The organism is Donghicola sp. (assembly GCF_025210255.1).
GTDB classification, from domain to species: domain Bacteria; phylum Pseudomonadota; class Alphaproteobacteria; order Rhodobacterales; family Rhodobacteraceae; genus Donghicola; species Donghicola eburneus.
The window spans coordinates 1-25,092 of sequence record NZ_JAOARZ010000008.1 but is presented as its reverse complement, the minus strand read 5'-3'; the positions used below and the strand labels follow the sequence as shown (position 1 = coordinate 25,092).

The following is a 25,092-nucleotide window of genomic DNA, read 5'->3' as shown; positions in this document are numbered from 1 at the left end:
TTTGATGCCTCCCTAATAAGAGTGCGACGTGGATGTTATTGGGTCAGTTTCTATTGGCTTTAGTGGGTCGCGCCGTCCGCTGGCCTGCACAGGAAAGCGCGGGTAGAAGTGCTGTTTGTACTGACGCATGTCTTCTTGGGCGGACACGGTTATCGCGATGATCAAAACGATCATGAATTCGTGCCCGCGGTAGAAGGACGGCCCGAGCAAAGAAGTGATCACCACGGCTGCTAAAATAGTCAGTCCAAGAGCGGCCGAGACGGACTGATAGCGCGCCAGATAGATCCAAAGCCTGCTCCAGCTAGTGAGCAGGATAGCGAGGATCGATAGGACACCGAGCCAACCACAGCCAACCAGAATTTCCATTATAAAGTTGTGAAATGACACGCTGGTCGTTGCGCCCGCGTGCTGGGTCAACAGCCTCTCATATGCAAACTCCGGCGCGGCCCAGAACGCGGAATAGCCCACCCCAAAAATTGGATGCTCTTGACTGACATCAGCCGCGACCGACCACAATTGGGTCCGTCCCGTAAGCGTTGCATCTTTGCCAACACTGTCGAGCACGGTCTGAACCGGATCAATCCCCGCCATAACCAACGCGGCAGGCACGAGCGCAATCGCAAGCCCAGAAAGGATCGCCAGCGCCGTAAATAATTGGGACGGGATATGTCTGCGGCTCAGGATGATGAACAGGGCGACCATCGGAGGCAGCAACAGCACAGATGTCATGGACCGAGAGAGAGCGAGCGCTAGCACCGTGCCCCCAAGACTGAGAAACGCTGCCGCTTTAAAGGGAAGGGAAGTCTGCCATCGCGCCATCAACAGTGTTGCAATGATCGCCAGTGCGCAGAACAGCGCTCTTTGGCCAAGCATGTTCTTGTGGGAATAGATTCCAACCAGTCCGCCGGCATTGCTATACACTTTCCATGGAAAGACACCGCTGGCCCAGTGCATCAGAGACAGCGCGACTGTGATGCTGAGCACAACGACGATGGCTTTGACAATCACGTCAAGCGAGTAGCGCCATCCCAGATAAGAGGCGATCAGGAATGTTATGGTCAGCTGAAACGCTGAAACCATCGTCTCTGCCGGTGCTTGGGACCACACAACAGAAGCCAGACACGTCAGCGGATAGGCGAATAGCAGCTTGTTCCGCATCAACATCTCAAAAACGAGTGGCCAGTTCATGAGGACGCGCAGCAAGGTGAGCGCGTAACACAGCAGCCAAATCAAGGACTGGCCAAACCCCAAGTAAATCAGCGCATCGGAACTCACCAACATAACAACGAACAACAGCCCAACATCCACCAGCGCCCAAAATGGCGTCGCGATATGTTGCGTGGGCATGAGCGCCGGACTGAAATCCAGAAACTGGGTCATGAGGATTGTGGCGCCGTGGCGTTGCGAACAGCGCTCGCGGTTGTTCTGGGCTTCGACGCGCGTAGCTCTTTGGCGAAATCGTAGATTTCCAAATCTGGCGAACACAGCTCTTTGAACTTCGCCATCTGACCGTCGCTATAGGGTGGTTTCTTGTCCGGTGCAGAATTCAAACGTGCCATCTTGAGCGGGACGCCAAAGACCTTTTTGTAGTTTGCGAAGAAGCTCTCCGTATCGTCCAGAAAACCGACCAGCGCGAAGCCTGCCAGTCGCTCCTTTGCCATAGCGACCATACGGTCGGTGTCGGCGGGATCGATGTCGTTTCGGCCCGACAGGTAGCGCAGATACACCTGAGCGTGTCTTCTGGCGACAGGGCTTTCCAGATATTCATCAACGTCTTCGCCGACGATCCCCGCACGCTGAGTCATCCGGAAATTGGAGACCATCCGTGCCACCGGATCCCGCAGCAGCGTCACATATTTGTAGGAATTGTCAAAGTGAGTCTGCGCTTTGTCAGACCAGAAGACATGGCCGTGGATGAGCATCGTCCCCCACGCCATATGCTGCAGCATCATCGCCTCGCGCAGGTCAAACGTGTGCTGCCCATGCTCTAAATCCTCATGGCACAGGAAACGGTCGTTTTGATCAAAATGCATCATAGCAGCCGCCGAGCGGGTGGAAACTGCGTCGATCACCCCAATGCGTTCATTGAACGGAACCGTGGCATACATTGCCTCGGATAGCGAAGTGCCCCCACATTTTGGCATGTGAACAAAGACACTTTTGTGGTTTGGCGCCGCGCCGGGCAGGCTGCGACGGCTCCGGCCCCGAAGGATCGCCAGTCGCCGGGTCAGTCGTTCGGTGAAGGGGGCATTGCGTGCCATGAAAATTCCTTGGTGCTCGTTAAATCTGCTGTTTCAATCTCGTATTGCGAGGCGTTCGCTGAACCAACCAGCCTCGGCGGCACGCTTTCCAAAGAGTTGCGCGCCCTGTAGCGTCCAATGGGTGTCGTCATACATGGTTTTCAGCCCTTTGGGCGTCACCAATGTGCATTCTTTCAATGTTGGACATATTAAATCACGTCTTGATAGGAATTGCACATTGGCATTTTTTGCAATTAGGCGAATTCTTTCTTCAAGAGATTTGCTGCTTGGGCGCTCGTACTTTGGTGCGATCCGATTCAACGTTTGTATCGCACTTGATCCAGCAGACTTCTGAATGAACCAATCAAATAAAGGTTGCGATCCACCGGCCTCGAATTCAGCACTTGGGCCTAGAACGATGATCTTCTTGCCTGTCGGTACAAGTGTCGACAACATGCGCTCTAATGATGTCGCGTATTCGCGATAATAACGCGATGCGATAACAATCGTGTCCGATTTGGAAAAATTAGGGGTATTCCTGAGCTGTTCGAGCCCTTCTGACACCGATTTTCGATGAATGTTGAACCGCGCGACTTCGATATCAGGAAAAAGATCTGCGTTGAGGGTCAGAGCGTTGTAGACGTCTTTGGAATGAGAATCCCCGATCAGAAGGACCTTTCGAGTAGGCGTATCGCTAAACCAAAGGTCATTCAATTCGTGGTGTGACGGCCGCAGCGCATTCCAAGACCCTATATCCTCGTCAGGAGATAGCGCGTCCAGCAACGACCAACTCGCCTGTGCCAGCATCTTGTTGTCAATTTCATTTTCCCCATAGAGTTCAGCGAGAGACTGCATTTTCGAGGTTTGTTGTAGCGTGCCACTCGTGACCAATGCCGCACCCGCGATGATCGGGAGAAGAGCGGCCCCGCAAATCGTAGCAAAGCGCATAGGTGGCATCGAGAAACGGAAGGGACGTTCGATGAAACGATAGCCCAGATAGGACGCCCCGAATGTGGCTGCGACCCAAATGCCCATCTCTGAAAGCGTGGGAGAGCCGACTGTACTGAGACGCCCGAAAGCAAAGATCGGAAAATGCCAGAGGTATAGGGAGTACGAAAGCTTACCAATCTCGACGATAGGTTTACTTGAAAGCAGACGGGTGAGTGGTTGATGAGGCGTCAAAAACCAGAGAAGCGCGCAGGTTGCGATAACCACAGGCAGCGTAACGAAACCCGGATGCGCGATTGTACTCAGATGTAACGTCGCGATGGAGACGCCAAAGACCATAAGTGCGAGAGCTGGCGCGACCCGTTCGAGAGCGCCGCCAATGAGCGCTTCTGGTCTCTTTAGCCTGAGGATCGCCAAAAGTGCGCCAGCGAGCATTTCCCACGCTCGGCTGCTGGGGGCATAGAAAGAAAATGCAGGATGGAAGCGCGTAAGGCCCTCTGCCGCAACAAGGCTTAGGACCAAACCGACAGACACCGCCCAGAAAACAGTTCGCACTGTCCCTAATTTAAAGAGGATGATCAGAAGCGGGGGGAAGATCAGGTAAAACTGCTCTTCAATCGCGAGGCTCCATGTATGGAGAAACGGCTGGAGCAGTCCAGATTGAGCGCCATATTCGCTCAGTTCAAAGAACCAGAAGAAATTGCTGACAAATCCGAGGGCGCTCAGCAAAGAAAGGGCGAAGCGATCGAGCTCGCTCGGGAGCAGGATCATCCACGCTGCCGGCAGAGACGCCAGCATCACGAGAAGCAACGGCGGCAAAATGCGCTTGGCGCGGCGCCAATAGAAATCTGCGATACTGATACGCCCTGTACTCTCGAATTCTCGGATCAGGATTTGCGTGATCAAGAAGCCCGACAGCACGAAGAAAATATCGACACCGAGAAATCCACCGGGCAGCAAGCTTTCATCGCCGATAGGTATTTTCAGGTGGTACACGATGACCGAGAGCACCGCGATCGCGCGCAGCCCATCAATTTCAGGTCGGTAAGCCAATGAATGATGCTGAGAGGCCATGGTGCATACTGACGCCAGTAAAAAGATCTTGGGCACAGTTCACATCGGGCCCCAAATTGGCCCGCATATATTCCGTGCACCGTGGTCCCAAGACCGCTGTTGAAAATCTGAGTGGCTCGCTTCAGAGACACGAAGGATGAAAGCCGGAATGGGCAAGATCCCAGAGCGAGATTTAATAAGACCCAAGGGCCAACCACGAAGGGCGGCCCCTGAAATTTTTATCGCGTGATGGCGATTACATGACCCAGTCGACTTCCGCGGCCAGTTCTGCGGCGGTCAGGCCTTCGAACAGGACGGTCGAGCCGTTGTCCAGTTCCATCACCGCGCCTTTGCTGGTTTCGGTGATGTCTGCAACGGTCACGCCATCTTCAAGACGGATGATGTCCTCGTCGATGGTGAAGTCTTTGACCTTGCTGTTGCCGTCGGTTTCGTCACCGAAGACAAAGGTGTCAGAGTCTGCGCCGCCAAACAGGATGTTGTTGCCGCCGCCACCATAGATGATGTCGTTGCCGTTGCCGCCGGCGATACGGTCGTTGCCGAGGCCACCAACCAGCTTGTCGTCGCCGTCGCCACCGCTCAGGGTGTCGTTGCCTTCGCCGCCAACGAGCGTGTCGTCGCCGGTGCCGCCTTTGATGGAGTCGTCGCCAGTGCCACCTTTGACAAAGTCGTCGCCGCCAGCGGTCGAGATGGTGTCGTCACCACCTTCACCATTGATGACGAGCGACACGCTTTCAGTGGCGACAAGTTCTTGGTCGCCGAGGCCGAGATTCAAAGAGATGCTCATTTCATAGCCTTCCTAAATTTAGGTAAAGAATCTATTCCAAAATTTATCCAGCCTTTCCACTCGCGCTAACGAGCTTCAGTCGGACAATTCATAGTTATTTAATTTTGATAGAATTCGCAATTGTCCAAATTGCATATTTATACATTTTGTTTTTGTTTATTTCGACTACAGATTGGGGGGCGTTGCAATATTAGTGATCGTCGTAAATTGCAGGTATAATTTAGCAAATATGCAAAGATTTGTTGATTAACCTATGCGGTCTAATGAGTATTGCTATGATTTGAGTGCGGGTACGAAGTAGATATCGTAAACCATACTGTCATAACGCTATTATTTCGCCAATATATTCATCTAAAATATGATGATTGCAATATCTGAGAGTGATCCGTTTTTTGGGCCGGTCCGATTCGAATATCATTGACATTTGAATAAATTGACCGTGCTGTGGCCGCATATATTTGCTTCATCCGAATGTAATGCGTTCTAGGTGCGACAAGGGCCGGCGCGCGATGTGCGACAGAAACCGTACAATCCTGCCTCAAAGTTATCGTAAAAATGTAATATTGAAGCACAATCAAAGGTTGCATGTCCCTGTGCGCTCGTCTTCGAGCAAATAAGTCGATCGAGTTTAATGCCAGACTGACGCTTTGTTGCAGTAGTCGCTGTGTCATTGTGGGACTATTGCGGCTTTGTGGTGGTGCATCTCTCGATATCTGGGGCGGAAAGATTCTATGACGATCTCGCATAATGATCAACGCATGGGACCCCTGCGGGCACACCAGAAGTTTCGTTTTTCCGCGATCGCAGGGGGTGCTCAGACCCTGCAAACAAGCCCCGCATGCCATCATTCTGGGCAAACCGGTCAGGACGCAGGATGCTATGGCTACGAACGAGGTCAGCGTTACGCCTTGCCTCTTACGTCCTTTGCGCCATCTCCAAAGGCATGGCCCACCCAAAAAGGGGCCGCGACACCCAAAGACTGGAGGATCTATGCGTTTCGTATCTACGTTCCTGGCAGCTACCGTGTTGGCCGCCCCCGCGCTTGCAGAAGATGTTGCCTATGAGGTGGATGGTGAAAGCTTCACCGGATACTGGGCCGAGGCTGAAAATCCCAAGGGGCTTGTCCTTCTTGTCCATGACTGGGACGGCATGACCGACTACGAGCGCCAGCGCGCCGATATGCTGGCAGAGATGGGCTACAACGCTTTCGCGCTCGATATGTTCGGGGATGAGACCCCGACGGAGACAATGGATCATCGACGCGCCGCGACAGGCGCTCTTTATCAGGACCGCGCTCGCATGCGCGCGCTGATCGAAGCGGGGATCGCCCAAGCGACGGAGCGCTCGAGTACAGATCAGATGGTCGTCGCAGGCTACTGCTTTGGCGGGGCAGTGACTTTGGAAATGGCGCGCAGTGACATGGCCGATACGGCAGCAGGATATGCTACATTCCATGGCGGCCTCGGAACGCCCGACGGGCAATCTTGGGACGGTGACGAGCCGCCCGTCCTAATCCTACATGGCGGCGCTGACACCTCGATTACAATGTCCGATGTCGCCACGTTCGCCGAAGAGATGGAGGCCGCGGGCGGCACATATACCATCGAAGTCTATTCCAAGGCGCCCCACGCCTTTACCGTTTTCGGCTCTGATCGCTATCAAGAGCGTGCAGACACCGAGAGCTGGGAGGCCTTCACCAGTTTTCTAGGTGACCAGCTGAGCTAAATTCGATTGGGCCCGCGCGATAAACGCAGGGCCTTTTCCATGTTTGGAGGCGCTATGAAACGGTTGCTCTTTGTATTGCTGTTCCTGCCATCTCTTGCGGTTGCCAATGACTGGGACGCTCTGCGCCAAGAGGGCGCGATCGCGATCATGCGCCACGCTTTGGCGCCCGGCGTTGGCGACCCCGAGCCGTTCCAGATCGGCGATTGCAGCACCCAAAGGAACCTTGATGATCGGGGCCGTGAACAGGCGCGGGCAACCGGAGCAGAGCTTCGAGAGCGCGGGATTGCTTTTGATCGCGTCCTGACCAGTCAATGGTGCCGGACGCGCGAGACAGCGACATTGTTGGACGTGGGCCCAGTCGAGGATGCGCAGGCGCTCAATTCCTTTTTCCGCGACTTTTCGAGTAGGGAAGCGCAGTCCAAAGAAGCGCTCGCGCTGATCGACCAACTCGATGGCAAGCTCATGCTGGTGTCGCATCAGGTGAACATTTCAGCGCTGACGGGTCAAAGCACGCGCTCTGGCGAGGTGCTCGTGGCCAAGCGCAGTGGCGACGGGCTGAAGGTGATCGGAAGTATTCTGATCGCACCGGACTGAGGCAAAAGACGCTCCGAAAGAATCTGATCGGCGGATCCGAATACATGTTATGGTTGTGTCTGTAACTGTGTTAGGAGGGCGTGCGATGTCTGGACGGACAGTTGGATTAACCGTAGGCGCGCTGGGGCTGGTCGCCGTCTTGATGTTGGCCGTGATGCAGCCGACCGCGCCGGATCCGGAAGCAGAGCCCGACACCCCTGAAACACCGAGCGAAGATGACGTTGGCCGCTATATAGCAGAGGCGCTTGCGTCGCGTCCGACCGCGCCGGGCAGCAAACCGATCGCGCAACAAAGACGCCGTGACCAAGACGCGCCCGATCCGATTGCGATTTTGCTCGCACCGGAAACGGGGGTAAGTTTGGGCTGGGGGTGGAACGCCTTTCATGGCGAGGCAATCCCGACCCGCTGTGTGGAGTTCACGACGGCCAGGCCCTTTGAGGGACAGACCAGCGCTTTAGACTTCACAGAGGTGAACGACCAATTCGAGCTTCAGCAAGCGATGGATATGAGCGCCGAAGCCTCGGTCAAGACGTTGGCCTACGAGGCCAAAGGCGAAGCAAAGTTCAGTAAAACCGCCAAAGTGACCCTGTCCGCGCTGACATACCTGATCGAGGCCGAGGTGCTGAATGCCCCGCATATGGCCATGCCCCCCGAAGCGGCCGAAAGCAGATCGGTCACGCTGACCCCTTATGCAGAGCGCCTCGCCAATCGTGACATAGAACTGTTCAAAGACGTTTGCGGCACAGGCTACATCTCTGGCACATATGGCGGCGCCAAGCTTTCGGTGCTGATTTCGATTACGGCCAGCAGCCGACAAGAGCGCGAAACCGTATCGGCCGAGGTCGAGGGAAAAGGGTGGGGCGCCAAGGTCAGTGCCGCGATGAACGGAGACTCGCAGACTGGAAGCAGCGAGGCCAAGCGCGAAATCCATTTTTATCAATCTGGCGGCAAACCGCAGAAACTCCCCACTGAGCCGGACGCATTGATCGGGATGGCCGAGGATCTGGCGCTTCAGGCCGATCAGGCAGAGCGCATTTTCCGCATCTCCGTGTCCCCTTACGAAGTGCTGCAGAACTGGCCGCGCGAGGAAAATCTGTCTGGATCGGAGATTGAGTACGAGGAGCTGGCCGCTCTTTGGGGCAGTTTCCAGTCCATGTACTCAGACATTCAGGCGGCTTTGGACGAGCCCGACCAATATGTCGTGCCAAAACAGCTCTGCGAGGGCGCGGGTTGTGAGACCCGCTTTGTGCCGGTTACGTCAGGTGAAGCCCAATCGCGGTTGCGCGCGCTCCAAGACGATGTGCTGATCTGGCTTGATCGGCTCGAAATCGCTGCAAAGGATTGCATCAGCGCCGAGGAGATGTGCGAAACCGACATGGTGCACTACCGGTCGCCCTATGCTTATCTGACGCAAATGCCTGTGCTCGCATCGCTTCTGACCGCCGAAGAGGATGCACCAGTGGTGCCGCCACTTGTGCTCTACAAGACAATGTTGATCGAAGAGCCCGCCAAAGGACGCTGCGCGCTGGGCTCTTTAACACCGGGTTGCCTGAGTAATAGTGCGATCGACGCGTGGGGCGCACGGATCGGACAGGTTTCCATCATTCTGGAAAGCCGTTCGGATATCGAGGCTGTGCGCGCAACGCTACCGGATCGCCCATCGTCGACGTTCTCGGGCACAGGCCCCAATCTGCGGGCAGAGGGTGAAGCCTCCGTTTGTTACGCAGATGTGTTCCACACCGCTGATCCCGAAACCGAGTTGACCTCGAGCCTGTGGGGACCGCCTGCCTGCATTGCGAACTTGCAGCGCGTGCGGGATTAATGAGCGACCCTCATCAGTGCCTTGATGATCACGATGATTATTATCTGCCACCAGACGCCATAGATCACAATCAACGGCGGGGGACCCCGCCAGAGACCTATGGAAAGGAGACAGATGATGATCCTGCAAGAGACACAAACCCTGCCGAACGGCGTGGATATCCCCAAGCTTGCTCTGGGCACTTGGATGATTGACGACGACAAAGTGGCCGACGCGGTCAAAGCGGCGGTTGAAATTGGCTACCGTCATATCGACACCGCCCAAGCCTATGGCAATGAGCGCGGCGTGGGCGAAGGCGTCCGCACCTGCGGCATTCCCCGCGAAGAGCTGTTCGTGCAGACCAAGCTGGCCGCAGAGGTCAAAGATTACGAAGGGGCCAAGGCCGCCAACGATGTGTCGCTCGAAACCATGGGTCTGGACTACCTTGACCTGATGATCATCCACAGCCCGCAGCCTTGGGAAAACTGGGCCGGCGAAGACCGCTTTTTCGAGGGCAATCTGGCGGCTTGGAAAGCTCTGGAAGAGGCCGTAGAGGCGGGCAAAATCCGCGCGATTGGCGTGTCGAACTTCCAAAAGCAGGACCTTGATAACCTGCTAGAGAATGCGACGATCAAGCCGATGATTAATCAGGTGCTGGCGCACGTCGGCAACACCCCGTTTGATCTGATCGACTACGCGAAATCCAATGGCATGCTGGTCGAGGCGTATTCGCCCATCGCCCACGGCAAAATCCTTGATAACGCCGAGATTGGTGCCATCGCCGAGAAGTATGATGTGAGTGTTCCGCAGCTGTGCATCCGCTACATCCTGCAACTAGACCTGCTGGCACTACCCAAAACCGCGAACCCTGACCACATGAAGAGCAACGCGGACGTGGATTTCGAAATCTCGGCCGAAGATATGGATGCTCTGAAATCGCTGACCGCCAAGGACTACGGCGACGCATCGGTCTTTCCCGTGTACAGCGGCGCGGCCTAAGCCAAGGGCTTTTTGACCTCGGGTGAAGAGCGGCTTCATCCGGGTCAGAAAGAAAGGGGCGCTTCCTTTGCAACCAAGGAAGCGCCCCTTTTTTGTATCATCCCGTTGTGATCAATCCGCGCGTTCTATCCGGACCTCAATTGGCCCAGACCGGCTGAGCGTCGAAAAATCACCGTCAAACTCTCCCAACCGCACCAGCCCGCGCGACGCTTGAAACGGCGCGACAAAAATCGCGATGTTTTTCCATGGGGCGTACTGAGTGATGTCGCCACCCTTGGGCGCGTAGCTGTCCGGACTGTCCGAGGCATCCAGCTTGCGGCCCAGATCGGCGACCTTTTCGATACCGTGGTAATCTTCGAGCGTCAGAGTGAGTGGCAGCATGGACGCAAAGTCCTGAGCGGCGGCGGTGTCGTCGAGCGTGGCGCTCAGGGCTGTGTCGCCAGCGTGTACGGTAATTTTCATCGGGTCGGTCTTGTCTTGGGACAGGGCCATGGCGGGGACGAATGTCATCGCGACCATGGCCATTAGGAACTGTTTCATCGCAAAAAAGCGGGGACCGTTTGAGCCCCCGCCTTCATATTAACCAAAGCTGTGCTTTGACAGAGGCAGACTGCGGATGCGCTGACCGGTGAGGGCCGCAACCGCATTTACGATTGCCGGGCCAACTGCGGGCAGGCCAGGCTCGCCCACACCGCCCATCTCGGAACCGCTTTCCACGATTTCGACATGCACTTCGGGCATCTGGTCCGGACGCAGGATCGAGTAGAGGTCAAAGTTCCGCGCAGTGGGCTCGCCATTCTCGTAGATCAGCTCTTCGGCCAAGGTTTGCGATACGCCAAGGGCCGTCGCCGACTGCACCTGCGCCTCAATCACCGCAGGGTTCACGATCTGGCCGGGGTCAATCGCGGTCCAGATGTTGTGCACCTTGACCTCGCCGCCGTCGATAGAGACTTCGGCGATGGTCGCGGCTTCGGACCCAAAGGGCGAGGCCATCGCGACACCGCGCGCGCGGGTGGACCCATCTTCGGCCTCATAGGTGCCAGCTTTCCAACCGCCGGACAGAGTGCCGACCGTCTGCAGTAGGGTGTGGTGACGCTCTGATCCGGACAGCAGGGACAACCGCATTTCGAACGGATCAAGGCCCGCCGCCTCGGCCAATTCGTCGAGGAAGCTTTCGTACATGAAGTCGTGCATCGAATGCCCAACAGCTCGCCAGTAGCCGATCACCGCAGGGTTATCGGTGTAGACCTGACCGATGGCTTTGTTCGCAATGGCGTAGGGTTTCCCAGATAGACCTTCGGTGGCCGACGGGTCCTTGCCCGCAGGGGCGCCATACCAACGGCCCGTGGGGCCTTCGCCCACCGCTTCGATGCTGAGGGCAGTGGGGCCTTCAGGTCCGACGGCTGCACGGAAGCGCGCCAGTCCCAAGGGACGGGGCGCATCGCGCAGGAAGTCCTCTTCTCTGGTCCAGATCAGTTTGACCGGCCGGCCTGTGGCTTGGGCCAGAGCGATCGCTTGGGGGAACGGGTTCGCGGTTTCATACAGGAAGTGACGGCCAAAGAAGCCACCCAGCATCTGCGAATGCAGCTTGACCTGCGAGGGATCAATGCCTGCCGCCTCTGCGGCGCGGCCAACGAACTGTTCGGGCGCTTGGTTCGGCAACCACAGGTCCAAAGAACCATCTTCTTTCATGCGCGCCGTCGCCGACGGTGGCTCCAACTGACCATGCACCACGTAGGGTGCGTCATATGTGGCCTCGATCACCGTTTCGGCGGCGTCCAGCGTCCCAGCGGCATCGCCTTCGCTTTCGACCGACACCACATCGCCCGTGAAGCCCGCCAGCGTGTCGCGGAACCCTCGGGACGAGAAATCTGCGGGCATGGGCCATTTCGCATCGCCCTCGGTCCACTCAATCTCTGCAGCGTCGATGGCCTTGCGGGCCTGCCAAAACTTATCGGCAACGACCGCGACCGCACCGTCCAGCATGTGGACCGAATGCACGCCGCGCATGGCTTCGATATCGGATTGGTTGGTCACTGCAGACGGGGCCATCCCCAGACGAGGCGCGTGACGGACGGCCGCCAGCAGCATGCCCTCGACCTCGACATCAATCGAGTATTGCGCCTTGCCCGTGGATTTGTCGCGGACATCAATCCGCGGGGTGCCGCTACGGATATAGCGGAAATCGGCGGGGTCGCGCAGCGCGACATCCGCAGGGACAGGCATATCCATCGCAGCCTCTGCCAACGCGCCATAACCGATCTTCCGGCCCGAGGCGCTGTGCACCACTTGGCCCGGCTCGGTCGTCAGTTCAGACGCCTCAACGCCCAATTCTTGCGCCGCAGCCTCGATCAGCATTGCGCGGGCCGAAGCGCCAAGCCGGCGCATGAGTGTATAGGAGCTACGGGTCGAGGCACTGCCACCGGTGATACGGAAGCCGCCCATGACACCGAACGGACCGCCCGGCGGCGCAATCTCGACGCTGAAATTCTCTGGTGCGAGGTCCAGTTCTTCGCCGACAATTTGTGCCATTGCGGTGTAAACACCCTGACCGCCTTCGATCCACGGGCTCATGAGGTGGGCCGTGCCATCGGGGCGCAATTCGAGGAATGCGGGAACGTCAGGCCCGGCCTCGGCCTCTTGGCCGCGCACAGGGCGCGAGGGCAGGGAGGTTGCCAGCACAAGAGAGCCCGCACCGGCCAGAAACCCGCGGCGGGACACATTGATCGGGGTCTTCTTCAACAGATCCATCACACCCATGATTACGCCTCCGATGCGTCGCGCACAGCGGCACGGATCTTGTTATACGTGCCGCAACGGCACAGGTTGGTCATCGCATATTCGATGTCCTCGTCCGTGGGCTGGGGTGTTTCGGTCAGAAGCGCGGTCGCGGCCAGCACCTGACCCGACTGGCAGTACCCACATTGCGGCACTTGATTTTCAACCCAAGCTTCGACGACGCGGCGACCGGTTTCGGTCTCCTCGACGGTTTCGATGGTTGAAATGCTTTGACCAGCCACGGACTCGGCTGGGGTGACGCAGGACCGTGTTGCAACACCATTGACCAAGACAGTGCAGGCCCCGCATTGTGCGATCCCGCATCCGTATTTCGTGCCGGTCAGGCCCAATTCTTCGCGGATGACCCACAGTAGCGGGGTGTCTGGATCGACGTCGACCTCGTGTGATGTTCCGTTGACGGTCAGTTGCATGAAAGCTTCCTTTGTCGGTTGATCTCGGATGGGCATAGCGCCCGATACCTAATGAATGTGGGCGCACGGACACGCAGGACAATGCAGATAGATCGATAGGAGTGATGAATCGCACTCATGACCGGAGTTGCACTTCTGCGCGCGCACCCCGAATTGATGAGATCGCTTCATCATTGCATCCCAATTTGAACCAAGGACTTTGCCTGTCCCGCAGCTTACCGTTCTCAGTGCGCAGGGCGCTCTGGACGAGCTGCTTTCTCCTCCCAGGTGGAACCCATCGTCCAGTCCGTCTTGCGTGCCCGTGTCGGCGCATAATGCAGAGCAGCTATCTGAAATAATCCGTCGACCTTATGAATTTTCATCATATATAGAGAGGGGTTGATGATTACCGAGCCAGAGGCTGTTACCTCTCCCATGATCCGCGAAAATATTACCGATCTCATTGCCTTTGCTGCCGTCGCAGAAGAGCGCAGTTTTACCCGTGCCGCCGCAAGGCTAAATGTCTCGCAATCCGCTTTGTCCCACACAATCAAGGGGCTAGAGCAGCGTCTTGGCTTGCGCCTGTTGACGCGCACCACCCGTACGGTGGCTCCGACGCTAGAGGGCGAAGACCTGCTCGCCACACTCAATCCCTGTTTCGAACGGATTGAAAACCGTCTGCAAGCGCTGAACGAGACCCGCGACGAGCCGACGGGCACGGTAAGGATTGTCGCCGTCGAATATGCGATCGAGAGCATTCTGTGGCCCAAGCTTTCGCCGATGCTGCGCAAGTATCCAGCGGTGAATGTCGAACTGGTCATGGAATACGAATACACCGATCTGGCGCATTCTCGCTGCGATGCGGGCGTGCGATATGGTGATCAGGTGGCAGAGGGCATGATTGCCATGCGGATCTGACCGGACGAACGGATGATCTGCGTCGGCGCGCCGTCCTATTTCGCAACGGCCAAAACGCCAGAGCATCCCAACGACCTGACGGAGCACGCCTGTATTAACCTGCGCTTGTCGAACCATGGCGCGCTTTATGCGTGGGAATTCGAGGACGAAGAGGGCAAAGAAATCCGCGTAAAGGTCGAAGGACAGGCGACTTTTAACACGATTAATGCGGTGATCCGAGCGGCCTTGGACGGCCATGGGTTGGCCTGTGTGCCCGAACGATTGGCCAAGCCGCATCTCGATGCAGGCACGCTAAAAACGTGTCTGGACGCGTATTGCCCCAGCTTTCCGGGGTTCCATCTGTACTATCCCAGCCGTCAGCGGTCCTCTTCGGCGTTCGAAGTTGTGCTCGAAGCGCTGCGCCATCGGGATTGATGATCTGCGCTCATCATTGTACTGCGGGATTTCTGCATTAAGTTTTCCGCTAGGGAAACCACCTCTGTGGGGTAACGCCGAACAAAAAGGAGTCACCCCATGAAAACCCATCTCGCCGCCTCTGCAATCGCTTTGATGGGCACCCAGTCCTTTGCTCAGGATCTGAGCAAGACACTCCCCGATAGCGTCGCGTCTGTCGCGCCTGCGCTTCAATCGTATGCAGCCGAAGATCTGTTTGGCACGGTTTGGAACGCAGAAACTCTCTCCGTGCGCGATCGTGCTCTGGTCACATTCGCTGCGATGGTTACACGCCATGAGGCGGATCAACTTGGCCGCTTTACCGACCTTGCGCTTGATGCCGGCGTGACCGCACCAGAGCTTAGCGAAACCATCACGCATCTGGCCTTTTACACCGGTTGGGGCAATGCCACCGCCGCCGCCGAAGCTATGGCACCAGTTTATGCCGAGCGCGGCATCACCGCTGACGATCTGCCCGGCGCCGATCCTGAACTGCTTCCCTTGGACGAAGAGGCCGAAGCCCAGCGTCAGAACATGGTCCAAGACAATTACGGCAGCACGAGCCAAGGCGTCGTGGACTACACTGAGTCCTATCTTTTCCGCGATCTATGGCTGCGTCCTGATCTGGCGCCCCGTGACCGCAGCCTCGTCACCGTGGCAGGCCTGATCGCCGCCGGTCAGCCGGAACAGATGACCTTTCACCTGAACCGCGCCATGGACAACGGTCTGACCCAAGAAGAGGCGGGCGGCATGCTGGCCCATCTGGCCTTCTACGCTGGCTGGCCGCGTGTGTTCTCGGCGATGCCGGTGGCCAAAGAAGTCTTTGCCAATCGCGCCGAATAACCCATTGATGGCGCGCAGGAACATTGGCGCGCCATCCACTTGGAGACACTTATGAAGATCGCAATTCTTGGCTCTGGTTTGATGGGCTCGGCGCTAGGCCGTGTCTGGGCCAAAGCAGGCCATGACATTATTTTTAGCTATTCCAGAAGCGCCTCGAAACTAGAGCGGCTTGCCTCTGAGACAGGCGGCGCGGCGGCCTCGGTCGCGGATGCGGTAGACCAAGCGGACGCTGTTCTGCTGTCGGTGCACTGGTCGAATGTCGATGACGTTTTGACCCAAGCAGGCGATTTGGCGGGCAAAGTTGTGCTGAACTGCTGCGTGCCCCTCGATGATGCCAATGACTCGCTCGTTCTAGGTCCCAAAACGTCTGGTGCCGAAGAGTTGGCGCGCCTGCGTCCCCAAGCGATTTGGGTCAGCTGTTTCAACACCGCTCCCTCTGAAAGCTTCGCGCCCGTGTACGCGAACAAAGGGCAGGGCACGCCGCCGGATCTGTTGATGTACGGCGACGCCCCGCAAGCCAAAGCGGTCGCGAAACAATTGATCAAAGACGCAGGCTTTGCCCCGCTCGAGGCTGGCGGACTGAAGACGGGCCGCTACGCCGAACCCTTTGCCATGGTCACCGCCGTGCTCGCTTACGGACAACCGGGCGGGCCAGCTCTGACCTATAACTTTAAGAAACTCTGAAAGGAGACACTCATGAAAATCACTCGTTCTGGCGCAAACGCCTCTGTCCCTGGACCCGAAGATTACTTCACCGGCACCGTCCGTATCGATCCAATGTTCCAAGCCGAAGATCCCGGCCGTGTGGCGGGCAGCCATGTGACCTTTGAGCCCGGTGCGCGCACCGCATGGCATACGCACCCCGCAGGACAGACCTTGATCGTGACCTTTGGTCGGGGCCGTGTGCAGCGCGAAGGCGGTCCGGTCGAGGAGATCAGCCAAGGCGACGTGGTCTGGTTCCCCGCAGGTGAAAAACACTGGCACGGCGCGGCGCCCGACACCGCCATGAGCCACATTGCTGTACAAGAGGCCATCGACGGCGAAGCCGTGACATGGTTGGAAAAGGTCTCTGACGCCGATTATAGCGTCGACTGATCCATCAAAGCCCCGCCCATGCGTCCCATGGGCGGGGCTTTTTGGTTAGACGATCAGCGCGCCGATCCATAGGCCGATGCCGAACCACGTATGGGCAATCAGGCCGAACAGGCGGCCTTTGTTCGGGTTCGGCGTTTTAGACAGCGCCACCCCAAGGCCCATGCCTGGCTGCAGCAGGAACCACCCAGCCGCGATGGTCAGCAGCGCATAAATCCAAACGGGCAGGAAGGTTGGCTCTGCAAGCCATGCGGCGCCCGCGATCAGCCCAAAGAAGATCCCGTAGATGATCCCGACCCCATAGTGCACAGCCCATCCCAGCGCCAACTCGTTCTGAACAGGCGCGGCAGCTGCGATGTCATCGTGAAAGACCTTGCCCGAGGGCAGATGTCCGGCCCAGCGTCCGACCATGGCCCAATTCGGCAGAGGCATTCCCGCGATCTGGCGCAGGACCAAAGCCCAGATGTCCATCACGATGGTCGCCACGAGGCCCATCACCAATCCTTCGATCACAGCACTCATCAGGGGCTTCCTCCATTCCGACGGACGTTTGCGCTATCAAAGGCGCAATCGGCCCGCATGTTCAACCCGTGATAGGCGAACTTGGATGCGAGAGCACTCTTTCACGGACCATCCGAAGCAGAGTCACCGCCGCCGCTGGCAAGACGCGGTGCCGTTTCGTGACGATTTGATAGGGGACCACGGTGACGGGACGGGTCAGGGCGAGTTTCTTGAAGTTCGCAGAAACGGGCGGTTCCAGCATCATGTCCAGAACTTCTTGGGACATGGGGGCGACCGCGTCGGACTGGCTGACCAAAGCAACGATCACCAGAAGCGACGAAGTGGTGATCACATCTTTTGGGGAATGCAGTCCCTCTTCGGCAAAGGCGGTTTCGATGGCAGCGCGGATCGGGGTGCCGCGGTCCTGCAAAATCCAAGGCAGATTCTCTAGCGCCGCCATGTCCACGGGCGCCTGACACAGCAGCGGATGACCATCGCGAACCAGCAATCGCACCACTTCGTCTTGGGCAATCTCTACCGCAAAGTCCCGCCAGTCGGCCGAGGCTGGGACCCGCCCCAAGACGAAATCCAAATCGCCGCGATCTAGCGCTTGGATCAACTGCACAGATGGCGCCACCTCCACCGAAATTTCGACCCCCGGCGCGTCGGACTTCAGTTTCTGGATCGCAGGAACCAGCTGGCCAAGGGCAGGGCCGGTCACCGCTCCGACCCGCACAGTCCCACCCAAGCCGTCCTTCAGGTCATTGAACTCCTGCGACATCTGCCAAAGGTCGTTCGCGATGCGTTCGGCATGGCGGACCATCACCCAGCCAGCGGGTGTCGGCTCCATCCCCTTGGGCGTGCGGTCAAAGAGTTTGGTGGACAGGTTCTTTTCGATCTCGGCCAACATGCGCGAGGCGGCGGGCTGTGTCATCTGGCAGACGCCGGCGGCCACCTGCAATTGCCCGTGCGACGCCACCGCCGCGATCAGCCGCGCCTGTGCGGGCCGCAAATTCATCAGATAGTCCATCATCTACTTACCATTATTGGAATGCAGAATACTTGTATTGGTATTTGAATGGTATGTCACGCCTCTCTACGGTGCTGAGCACGGCCAAAAGGTCGACAGGGGTGCAGGAGGACGCACCCACAGGGAGGATACATTATGAAATTCATGAAACTCGCGGGTGCGCTCGCGATCTCTGCTGTTGCATTCGCAGCGGCCGCAGATGCAGCGGACAAAGGCACTGTCGGCATTTCTATGCCCACCAAGTCGTCGTCGCGCTGGATCTCGGACGGCAACTCGATGGTCGAACAGTTTCAGGCCGCGGGCTACGAGACCGACCTGCAATACGCAGAGGATGACATCCCCAACCAGCTGGCGCAGATCGAGAACATGATCACCAAAGGTGTGGACGTTCTGGTCATCGCAGCTATCGACGGCACCACTCTGTCGAACGCGCTGGCGAACGCAGCCGCGTCGGACATTGATGTGATCGCTTACGACCGCCTGATCCGCGACTCCGGTGACGTCAGCTACTACGCGACCTTTGACAACTTCAAAGTCGGCGTGCAGCAGGCAACCAGCGTTGTGAACGGCCTGAAAGAGCGCTTTGGCGATGGCCCCTATAACGTCGAACTGTTCGGCGGCTCGCCCGACGACAACAACGCGTACTTCTTCTATGATGGCGCAATGAGCGTCCTGCAGCCGATGATCGACAGCGGTGACATCGTGATCCAGTCCGGCCAGATGGGCATGGATAAGGTCGGCACCCTGCGTTGGGACGGCGCGGTCGCTCAGGCGCGCATGGATAACATACTGTCCGCCAACTACACCGACAAAGAAGTCCACGGCGTTCTGTCGCCCTATGACGGTCTGTCGATCGGCATTCTGTCCTCGCTCAAGGGCGTCGGCTATGGCTCCGGCGATCTGAAGATGCCGATCGTGTCCGGTCAAGATGCCGAAATCCCCTCGGTCAAGTCGATCCTGGCTGGTGAACAGTACGCGACCGTCTTCAAGGACACCCGCGAACTGGCCCGCGTCACCGTGGGCATGGTCGAAGCGGTCCTGAACGATGCAGAGCCTGAAATCAACGACACCAGCACCTATGACAATGGCGTCAAAGTAGTGCCCTCCTACCTGCTGGAGCCGGTTCCGGTCGATGCCAGCAACTGGGAAGAGGTGCTGATCGGCTCGGGTTACTACACCGAAGACCAGATCAAGTAATACCTCCCAAGGGTCTGGCCGCCTGCGTCCTCGGGTGTGGGCGGCCTTTTTTATACAATTCCCACAGACGAGGGTCCGCCCCATGTCGATCCTTCTCGAAATGCGAGAGATCACCAAGGAATTCCCCGGTGTCAAAGCGCTTGACCGCGTGAACCTGCAGGTGGCCGAAGGGGAAATCCACGCCATCTGCGGCGAGAATGGCGCTGGTAAGTCCACCCTGATGAAGGTGCTGTCAGGTGTTTATCCCGCAGGCAGCTATGACGGCGAAATCCATTATGACGGCCAATTGGCCGAGTTCCGCACCCTGCGCGACAGCGAAGACCGCGGCATCGTGATTATTCACCAAGAGCTTGCTCTGGTGCCCGAACTGTCGATCGCAGAGAATCTGTTTATCGGCAACGAGCGCGCCCAAAAGGGCGTCATGAACTGGCACGAAACCTTTCAGCAGACTGAACAACTGTTGAAGAAGGTCGGGCTGAAGGATTCCCCCGGCACGCAGGTCGACAAGATCGGCGTCGGCAAACAGCAGTTGGTCGAGATCGCCAAAGCCTTGGCCAAAGACGTGCGCTTGCTGATCCTAGACGAGCCGACGGCGGCCCTGCAAGAGAATGACAGCCGCAAGCTCTTGGACCTGATGCTGGAACTGAAGGCGCAGGGTGTCACCTGCATCATCATCAGCCACAAGTTGAATGAAGTCCGCTATGTCGCTGATAGTGTGACAGTTATTCGCGATGGCATGACCGTCTCGACCTTGGACGCCAAGGCCGGATTGTCCGAAGATGACATTGTCCGTGACATGGTGGGCCGCGATATGTCCAACCGCTATCCGGACCGCGAACGCCGCGCTGGTGATCTGCTGCTCGAGGTAGAGGACTGGAACGTCTGGCACCCCGAACACTCGGAACGTCAGGTGATCAAGGACATCAGCTTCAACGTCCGCGCGGGCGAAGTCGTCGGGATCGCGGGGGTTATGGGCTCTGGTCGCACAGAACTGGCCATGTCGATCTTTGGCCAGAGCTGGGGGCGTAACATCAGCGGAACTGCGAAACTGCGTGGCAGCGCGATGGATGTCTCCACCGTGGACCGCGCGATTAATGGCGGCTTGGCCTATGTGACCGAGGACCGCAAATCGCTGGGGCTCGTGCTGGACGAGACGATCCAGTTCAACACCACGCTCGCGAACCTCGAAGAGGTCTCGGCCAAGGGCGTTTTGAACCCGAACGAAGAAACCAAGGCCGCCGAGTACTATCGCAAGGCCCTGCGCACCCGCACCCCCAGCGTTTTCCAGAAAGTCGGAAACCTGTCGGGCGGCAACCAGCAGAAGGTTGTCCTTGGCAAATGGCTGTTCACCGGACCAGAAGTTCTGATCCTCGACGAGCCGACCCGCGGGATCGACGTGGGCGCCAAATACGAAATCTACGCGATCATCAACGAGCTGTCCGCCCAAGGCAAAGGCGTCGTGATGATCAGCTCTGAAATGCCCGAGCTACTGGGCATGTGCGATCGCATCTACGTCATGAACGAAGGGGCCTTTGTCGGCGAAATGCCAGCTGCCGAGGCCACCCAAGAGCGCATCATGTCGCTCATCGTCACGGAATAAGGGAACACCGGAATGACGAGCCAAAACAACGGTTTAAAATCCTATCTTTCAGCGCATATGAAAGACTACGGCCTCTTGTTCGCGCTGATCGCGATCATGGCGTTTTTCCAGATTATGACGGACGGCACGCTGATGCGGCCCGTCAACATCACCAACCTGTTCCTGCAAAACAGCTACATCATCGTGATGGCGCTGGGGATGCTGATCGTCATTGTCGCGGGGCATATCGACCTGTCCGTGGGGTCCGTCATGGGCTTCATCGGGGCCTTGGCGGCGGTGATGATCGTGAATTGGGACATGCCCGTGTGGGTGACAATTCCGATCTGCGTGGCCTTGGGCGGCGTGATTGGCGCGGCGCAGGGCTACTGGGTGGCCTATTGGAAAATTCCAAGCTTTATCGCGACCTTGGCGGGCATGCTTGTGTTCCGCGGCGCGTCCCTATGGCTGCTCGAAGGGCAATCCGTGGGTCCGTTTCCCCAGAGCTTCCAAGTCCTATCGACAGGCTTCATCGGCGACTTCTTCAGCCGTGAAACCACTGCGCCGATCGCTGAACTTGTCGGGTCGCGCAACTTCAACGTCCTGAGCTTGTCGGTTGGCGTAATCGCTGCCATGGTCATCGTGTGGCTCGGTCTGCGCCAACGCGCACGGGGCAAAGCTTATGGGATCGAAGGCGAACCCAGCGCATTTTTCTGGGGTCGGAATATCATCGTCCTTGGCGCGCTGATATTCCTGTCGTTCAAGCTGGCGACCTTCCGCGGCCTGCCGAACGTGCTGCTGACCATGGGTATCCTCATCGTCTTCTACGCTTTTGTGACCGAAAAGACTGTGATTGGCCGCCGGATTTATGCCCTTGGCGGCAACGAGAAGGCTGCCAAGCTCTCGGGGATCAAAACCGAACGCCTGACCTTCTTTGCCTTTGTGAACATGGGCGTTCTGGCGGCGATTGCGGGCCTGATCTTTGCGGCCCGTCTAAACACCGCGACCCCCAAAGCCGGCTTCGGCATGGAGCTGGACGTGATCGCGGCGGTCTTTATCGGTGGTGCGTCGATGTCCGGCGGCTCTGGTAAGATCGTGGGCGCTGTGGTCGGTGCCTTTATCATGGGCGTTCTGAACAACGGCATGTCCATCCTTGGCATCGGGATCGATTACCAGCAGATGATCAAAGGCCTCGTGCTCTTGGCTGCGGTTGTCTTCGACGTCTACAACAAACAGAAACAGGCCTAAGATCATGCATTTGTCCGAACTCAAAGCCGGTGGTGTGATCGTCCGCGATGGCGACGACGCCCGCCTGATCCCCGCGATCAAAACCGTTTACGCCTTGGCCGAACTGGCCGTGAACAAGGGCTGCAAGATCGGCGATGTGATCCCCGATGGTGGGGAGCCTGTCGATGTGGCGGCTCTGGCATCCGAGGGCAAGCTGGATGTCCCCGTCCGCCATCCCGAACCGGCTCGGATGTACCTGTGCGGCACGGGTCTGACGCACCTTGGGTCCGCCTCGACCCGCAACGCGATGCACGCAGCGGCCACCGAAGATGTGTCCGACTCTATGAAAATGTTCCAGATGGGTGTCGAGGGCGGCAAGCCTACGGATGGTGCGGTCGGCGCGCAGCCTGAATGGTTCTACAAAGGGCCGGGCACCGAGGCTGTCGCCCCCGGCGATCCGCTGCTTAGCCCCGGTTTTGCGCTGGACGGCGGTGAGGAACCAGAGATCGCGGGCTTCTACCTGATCGGCGCAGATGGCACGCCGAACCGCATCGGCTTTACCCTGTCGAACGAATTCTCGGATCATGTGACCGAACGGATCAACTATCTGTTCCTCGCTCATTCGAAACTGCGTCCGGCATCCTTTGGACCCGAGCTTCTGGTGGGCGATCTGCCCCGCCATATCGAAGGCCGCAGCCGCATCGTGCGCGGGGGCGAGGTGATCTTTGATCAGCCCTTTGTGTCGGGTGAGGACAACATGTCCCACACCATCGCGAACCTTGAACACCATCATTTCAAATACGCGCCGTTCCGGCGGGCAGGGGATCTGCACGTCCACATGTTCGGCACCGCCACTTTGTCCTTCGGGACTGGTGTGAAAACCGAAGATGGCGATGTGTTTGAAATCAGCGCGCCCGCGTTTGGTGCGCCCCTGCGCAACGCACTGCAGACGCAGGCCGATGGCGGCCTCGTCACCACCCGCACTCTCTAACACTCCGGAGCTGACCCCATGTCGACAAAGTTTACGCCCGCCCCTTGGCCCCGTCGTCTGCGCTCGCAGGAATGGTATGCGGGCAATTCGCGGGATACGATCTATCACCGTGGCTGGATGAAGAACCAAGGCTATCCGCACGATCTGTTCGACGGACGCCCGATTATCGGCATCCTGAATACGTGGTCGGACCTGACCCCCTGCAACGGCCACCTGCGCGAGCTGTCGGAAAAGGTGAAGGCCGGCATCTGGGAAGCTGGGGGCTTTCCGGTTGAAGTGCCAGTGTTCAGCGCGTCCGAAAATACCTTCCGCCCCACGGCGATGATGTTCCGGAACCTTGCCGCCCTGTCGATCGAGGAAACCATTCGCGGGCAGCCTATCGACGGCGCGGTTCTGCTGGTCGGCTGTGACAAGACGACCCCAAGCCTGCTGATGGCGGCGGCCTCCTGTGATATTCCGTCCATCGTTGTGACCGGCGGGCCGATGTTGAACGGCTATTTCCGTGGGGAACGCGTTGGCAGCGGAACGCATCTTTGGAAGTTCTCCGAGGCGGTGAAAGCCGGAGAGATGACCCAAGAAGACTTCCTAGAGGCGGAGCAGAGCATGTCGCGCTCCTCTGGCACCTGCAACACGATGGGGACCGCTAGCACGATGGCCTCGATGGCCGAAGCTCTGGGTATGGCCCTGTCCGGCAACGCGGCCATTCCGGCGGTGGACAGCCGCCGCCGCGTGATGGCGCAGCTTTCGGGCCGCCGCATTGTGCAAATGGTCAAGGACGATTTGAAGCCTTCGGATATCATGACCAAAGAGGCCTTTGAAAACGCAATCCGCTGCAACGGTGCAATTGGCGGTTCGACAAATGCCGTGATCCACTTGCTGGCGGTTGCAGGCCGTGTTGGCGTTGATTTGACGCTGGACGACTGGGACCGCTGCGGTCGGGATGTGGCGACGATTGTGAACCTTATGCCGTCAGGTGAATACCTGATGGAAGAGTTCTTCTACGCGGGCGGTCTGCCTGTGGTCCTGAAACGCTTGGGCGAGGGCGGCCAGCTGCACAAAGAGGCTCTGACCGTCTCTGGTGAAACGATCTGGGACGAGGTCAAGGACGTGGTCAATCACAACGAAGATGTGATCGTGCCACTGGACAAGGCCCTGACCGACCAAGGCGGCATCGCTGTTCTGAAGGGCAATCTCGCGCCAAATGGCGCGGTGCTGAAGCCGTCGGCGGCGAGCCCGAACCTCTTGCAGCACCGCGGGCGCGCTGTCGTGTTCGAGGATATCGATGACTACAAAGCCAAGATCAACGATCCGGATCTGGATATTGACGAGACCTGCGTGATGGTGCTGAAAAATTGCGGTCCCAAGGGCTATCCTGGCATGGCAGAGGTCGGGAACATGGGCCTGCCGCCAAAGGTTCTAAAGAAAGGCATCACCGATATGGTGCGCATTTCGGACGCGCGTATGTCGGGCACGGCCTATGGGACCGTGGTCCTGCACACCTCGCCCGAGGCGGCGGCTGGGGGGCCTCTGGCGGTGATCCGCGACGGGGACATGATCGAGATGGACGTGCCAAACCGTCGTTTGCACGTCGATATTTCCGAGGAAGAGATGGCCGCCCGTCTGGCCGCGTGGCACCCTGCGCATGAGCAGGCCGGCAGCGGGTATGCATGGCTGCATCAGACACATGTGCAAGGTGCTGACACTGGTGCTGACCTCGATTTCCTGAAAGGGTGCCGTGGGAATGCTGTCGGAAAAGACAGCCACTGAGTGTGCTCTTGGCTGGGGGCGTGTGCCTCCGGCGGGAGTATTTTTGCAAAGATGAAAGATGGAGCGTTTTGTGGGTTGGCTGTTGAGCTGGCTTGGAGCGCAGAGGAGATGAGAGATGGGATTTGAACCGCACGGCAAGCATTTGGTGGCCGGAGAGTGGGTTGC

21 protein-coding genes and 1 pseudogene are annotated in these 25,092 nt (G+C 58.1%); 13 read left to right on the top strand and 9 right to left on the bottom strand.

Annotated features, from left to right (window positions below; translation table 11 throughout):
• Nucleotides 1–12: 12 nt before the first annotated feature.
• From N4A58_RS01185 to N4A58_RS01170, 4 genes are all read right to left on the bottom strand, one after another.
• The gene (locus N4A58_RS01185; protein WP_293707141.1) at nt 13–1,380 is read right to left on the bottom strand and encodes an O-antigen ligase; all 1,368 of its coding nucleotides are present in this window, start codon (nt 1,378–1,380) and stop codon (nt 13–15) included.
• A complete protein-coding gene (locus N4A58_RS01180) occupies nt 1,377–2,261 on the bottom strand; it encodes a sulfotransferase family 2 domain-containing protein (RefSeq protein ID WP_293707140.1) in 885 nt (294 codons plus the stop codon). Before N4A58_RS01180 ends, N4A58_RS01185 begins: the two co-directional genes overlap by 4 nt.
• 33 nt (nt 2,262–2,294) lie before the next feature.
• Nucleotides 2,295–4,298 (bottom strand): acyltransferase family protein, encoded by a 2,004-nt coding sequence (locus tag N4A58_RS01175; protein ID WP_293707138.1) that lies wholly within the window; start codon nt 4,296–4,298, stop codon nt 2,295–2,297.
• 199 nt (nt 4,299–4,497) lie between these two features.
• Entirely contained in the window at nt 4,498–5,046 is a 549-nt protein-coding gene (locus tag N4A58_RS01170; protein WP_293707136.1) for a calcium-binding protein, read from the bottom strand.
• A 990-nt stretch (nt 5,047–6,036) separates the two neighbouring features.
• On the opposite strand from N4A58_RS01170, the gene N4A58_RS01165 reads away from it, so the two are divergent.
• The 4 genes from N4A58_RS01165 to N4A58_RS01150 all read left to right on the top strand — a co-directional run bounded on the left by N4A58_RS01165 (nt 6,037) and on the right by N4A58_RS01150 (nt 10,165).
• Entirely contained in the window at nt 6,037–6,771 is a 735-nt protein-coding gene (locus N4A58_RS01165; protein ID WP_293707135.1) for a dienelactone hydrolase family protein, read from the top strand.
• Between the two features lie 54 nt (nt 6,772–6,825).
• Entirely contained in the window at nt 6,826–7,365 is a 540-nt protein-coding gene (locus N4A58_RS01160; RefSeq protein WP_293707133.1) for a histidine phosphatase family protein, read from the top strand.
• Nucleotides 7,366–7,450: 85 nt separating this feature from the next.
• Nucleotides 7,451–9,187 (top strand): hypothetical protein, encoded by a 1,737-nt coding sequence (locus N4A58_RS01155; RefSeq protein WP_293707132.1) that lies wholly within the window; start codon nt 7,451–7,453, stop codon nt 9,185–9,187.
• 117 nt (nt 9,188–9,304) lie between these two features.
• Nucleotides 9,305–10,165 (top strand): aldo/keto reductase, encoded by an 861-nt coding sequence (locus N4A58_RS01150; RefSeq protein WP_293707131.1) that lies wholly within the window; start codon nt 9,305–9,307, stop codon nt 10,163–10,165.
• Between the two features lie 111 nt (nt 10,166–10,276).
• On the opposite strand, the gene N4A58_RS01145 is transcribed toward N4A58_RS01150, so the two are convergent.
• Genes N4A58_RS01145 through N4A58_RS01135 form a run of 3 tightly spaced genes read right to left on the bottom strand, consistent with a single transcriptional unit; the run spans nt 10,277 to nt 13,374 of the window.
• Nucleotides 10,277–10,705, bottom strand: coding sequence for a cyclophilin-like fold protein (locus tag N4A58_RS01145; RefSeq protein ID WP_293707130.1), 429 nt, complete (start codon nt 10,703–10,705; stop codon nt 10,277–10,279).
• Between the two features lie 39 nt (nt 10,706–10,744).
• Nucleotides 10,745–12,925, bottom strand: a complete 2,181-nt coding sequence (locus N4A58_RS01140) for a xanthine dehydrogenase family protein molybdopterin-binding subunit (RefSeq protein WP_293707129.1) — start codon at nt 12,923–12,925, stop codon at nt 10,745–10,747.
• A gap of 2 nt (nt 12,926–12,927) precedes the next feature.
• Nucleotides 12,928–13,374, bottom strand: coding sequence for a (2Fe-2S)-binding protein (locus N4A58_RS01135; protein ID WP_072706407.1), 447 nt, complete (start codon nt 13,372–13,374; stop codon nt 12,928–12,930).
• Between the two features lie 381 nt (nt 13,375–13,755).
• On the opposite strand from N4A58_RS01135, the pseudogene N4A58_RS01130 reads away from it, so the two are divergent.
• The 4 genes and pseudogenes from N4A58_RS01130 (at nt 13,756) to N4A58_RS01115 (ending at nt 16,641) form a co-directional block, all read left to right on the top strand.
• Nucleotides 13,756–14,685, top strand: a pseudogene (locus N4A58_RS01130) (LysR family transcriptional regulator).
• Between the two features lie 99 nt (nt 14,686–14,784).
• Nucleotides 14,785–15,546, top strand: coding sequence for a carboxymuconolactone decarboxylase family protein (locus tag N4A58_RS01125; protein ID WP_293707126.1), 762 nt, complete (start codon nt 14,785–14,787; stop codon nt 15,544–15,546).
• A gap of 51 nt (nt 15,547–15,597) precedes the next feature.
• On the top strand, nt 15,598–16,230 hold the full coding sequence (locus tag N4A58_RS01120) for an NAD(P)-binding domain-containing protein (RefSeq protein ID WP_293707124.1): 633 nt from the start codon (nt 15,598–15,600) through the stop codon (nt 16,228–16,230).
• 12 nt (nt 16,231–16,242) lie between these two features.
• Nucleotides 16,243–16,641 (top strand): cupin domain-containing protein, encoded by a 399-nt coding sequence (locus tag N4A58_RS01115; RefSeq protein WP_293707122.1) that lies wholly within the window; start codon nt 16,243–16,245, stop codon nt 16,639–16,641.
• Nucleotides 16,642–16,686: 45 nt separating this feature from the next.
• Here the strand turns inward: N4A58_RS01115 and N4A58_RS01110 are convergent, their stop codons facing one another.
• Nucleotides 16,687–17,160: a DUF2938 domain-containing protein gene (locus tag N4A58_RS01110; RefSeq protein ID WP_293707120.1), complete on the bottom strand. Its 474-nt coding sequence runs from the start codon at nt 17,158–17,160 to the stop codon at nt 16,687–16,689.
• A 61-nt stretch (nt 17,161–17,221) separates the two neighbouring features.
• Nucleotides 17,222–18,172, bottom strand: coding sequence for a LysR family transcriptional regulator (locus tag N4A58_RS01105; RefSeq protein WP_293707118.1), 951 nt, complete (start codon nt 18,170–18,172; stop codon nt 17,222–17,224).
• 132 nt (nt 18,173–18,304) lie between these two features.
• Between N4A58_RS01105 and chvE the strand changes: the two genes are divergently transcribed.
• The 5 genes from chvE (at nt 18,305) to araD (ending at nt 24,927) form a co-directional block, all read left to right on the top strand.
• Nucleotides 18,305–19,366: a multiple monosaccharide ABC transporter substrate-binding protein gene (gene chvE, locus N4A58_RS01100; RefSeq protein WP_293707117.1), complete on the top strand. Its 1,062-nt coding sequence runs from the start codon at nt 18,305–18,307 to the stop codon at nt 19,364–19,366.
• Between the two features lie 82 nt (nt 19,367–19,448).
• A complete protein-coding gene (gene mmsA / locus N4A58_RS01095) occupies nt 19,449–20,966 on the top strand; it encodes a multiple monosaccharide ABC transporter ATP-binding protein (RefSeq protein WP_293707115.1) in 1,518 nt (505 codons plus the stop codon).
• Between the two features lie 12 nt (nt 20,967–20,978).
• The gene (mmsB, locus tag N4A58_RS01090) at nt 20,979–22,190 is read left to right on the top strand and encodes a multiple monosaccharide ABC transporter permease (protein ID WP_293707113.1); all 1,212 of its coding nucleotides are present in this window, start codon (nt 20,979–20,981) and stop codon (nt 22,188–22,190) included.
• A 4-nt stretch (nt 22,191–22,194) separates the two neighbouring features.
• On the top strand, nt 22,195–23,160 hold the full coding sequence (gene araD1, locus N4A58_RS01085; RefSeq protein ID WP_293707112.1) for an AraD1 family protein: 966 nt from the start codon (nt 22,195–22,197) through the stop codon (nt 23,158–23,160).
• Between the two features lie 18 nt (nt 23,161–23,178).
• The gene (gene araD, locus N4A58_RS01080) at nt 23,179–24,927 is read left to right on the top strand and encodes an L-arabinonate dehydratase (protein WP_293707110.1); all 1,749 of its coding nucleotides are present in this window, start codon (nt 23,179–23,181) and stop codon (nt 24,925–24,927) included.
• Nucleotides 24,928–25,092 lie beyond the last annotated feature (165 nt).

What these genes read in the sequence shown, in the direction of transcription:
- N4A58_RS01185 (WP_293707141.1), bottom strand. Translation starts at nt 1,380, where the DNA reads ATGACCCAGTTTCTGGATTTCAGTCCGGCGCTCATGCCCACGCAACAT.
- N4A58_RS01180 (WP_293707140.1), bottom strand. Translation starts at nt 2,261, where the DNA reads ATGGCACGCAATGCCCCCTTCACCGAACGACTGACCCGGCGACTGGCG.
- N4A58_RS01170 (WP_293707136.1), bottom strand. Translation starts at nt 5,046, where the DNA reads ATGAGCATCTCTTTGAATCTCGGCCTCGGCGACCAAGAACTTGTCGCC.
- N4A58_RS01165 (WP_293707135.1), top strand. Translation starts at nt 6,037, where the DNA reads ATGCGTTTCGTATCTACGTTCCTGGCAGCTACCGTGTTGGCCGCCCCC.
- N4A58_RS01160 (WP_293707133.1), top strand. Translation starts at nt 6,826, where the DNA reads ATGAAACGGTTGCTCTTTGTATTGCTGTTCCTGCCATCTCTTGCGGTT.
- N4A58_RS01155 (WP_293707132.1), top strand. Translation starts at nt 7,451, where the DNA reads ATGTCTGGACGGACAGTTGGATTAACCGTAGGCGCGCTGGGGCTGGTC.
- N4A58_RS01150 (WP_293707131.1), top strand. Translation starts at nt 9,305, where the DNA reads ATGATCCTGCAAGAGACACAAACCCTGCCGAACGGCGTGGATATCCCC.
- N4A58_RS01145 (WP_293707130.1), bottom strand. Translation starts at nt 10,705, where the DNA reads ATGAAACAGTTCCTAATGGCCATGGTCGCGATGACATTCGTCCCCGCC.
- N4A58_RS01140 (WP_293707129.1), bottom strand. Translation starts at nt 12,925, where the DNA reads ATGGGTGTGATGGATCTGTTGAAGAAGACCCCGATCAATGTGTCCCGC.
- N4A58_RS01135 (WP_072706407.1), bottom strand. Translation starts at nt 13,374, where the DNA reads ATGCAACTGACCGTCAACGGAACATCACACGAGGTCGACGTCGATCCA.
- N4A58_RS01125 (WP_293707126.1), top strand. Translation starts at nt 14,785, where the DNA reads ATGAAAACCCATCTCGCCGCCTCTGCAATCGCTTTGATGGGCACCCAG.
- N4A58_RS01120 (WP_293707124.1), top strand. Translation starts at nt 15,598, where the DNA reads ATGAAGATCGCAATTCTTGGCTCTGGTTTGATGGGCTCGGCGCTAGGC.
- N4A58_RS01115 (WP_293707122.1), top strand. Translation starts at nt 16,243, where the DNA reads ATGAAAATCACTCGTTCTGGCGCAAACGCCTCTGTCCCTGGACCCGAA.
- N4A58_RS01110 (WP_293707120.1), bottom strand. Translation starts at nt 17,160, where the DNA reads ATGAGTGCTGTGATCGAAGGATTGGTGATGGGCCTCGTGGCGACCATC.
- N4A58_RS01105 (WP_293707118.1), bottom strand. Translation starts at nt 18,172, where the DNA reads ATGATGGACTATCTGATGAATTTGCGGCCCGCACAGGCGCGGCTGATC.
- chvE (WP_293707117.1), top strand. Translation starts at nt 18,305, where the DNA reads ATGAAATTCATGAAACTCGCGGGTGCGCTCGCGATCTCTGCTGTTGCA.
- mmsA (WP_293707115.1), top strand. Translation starts at nt 19,449, where the DNA reads ATGTCGATCCTTCTCGAAATGCGAGAGATCACCAAGGAATTCCCCGGT.
- mmsB (WP_293707113.1), top strand. Translation starts at nt 20,979, where the DNA reads ATGACGAGCCAAAACAACGGTTTAAAATCCTATCTTTCAGCGCATATG.
- araD1 (WP_293707112.1), top strand. Translation starts at nt 22,195, where the DNA reads ATGCATTTGTCCGAACTCAAAGCCGGTGGTGTGATCGTCCGCGATGGC.
- araD (WP_293707110.1), top strand. Translation starts at nt 23,179, where the DNA reads ATGTCGACAAAGTTTACGCCCGCCCCTTGGCCCCGTCGTCTGCGCTCG.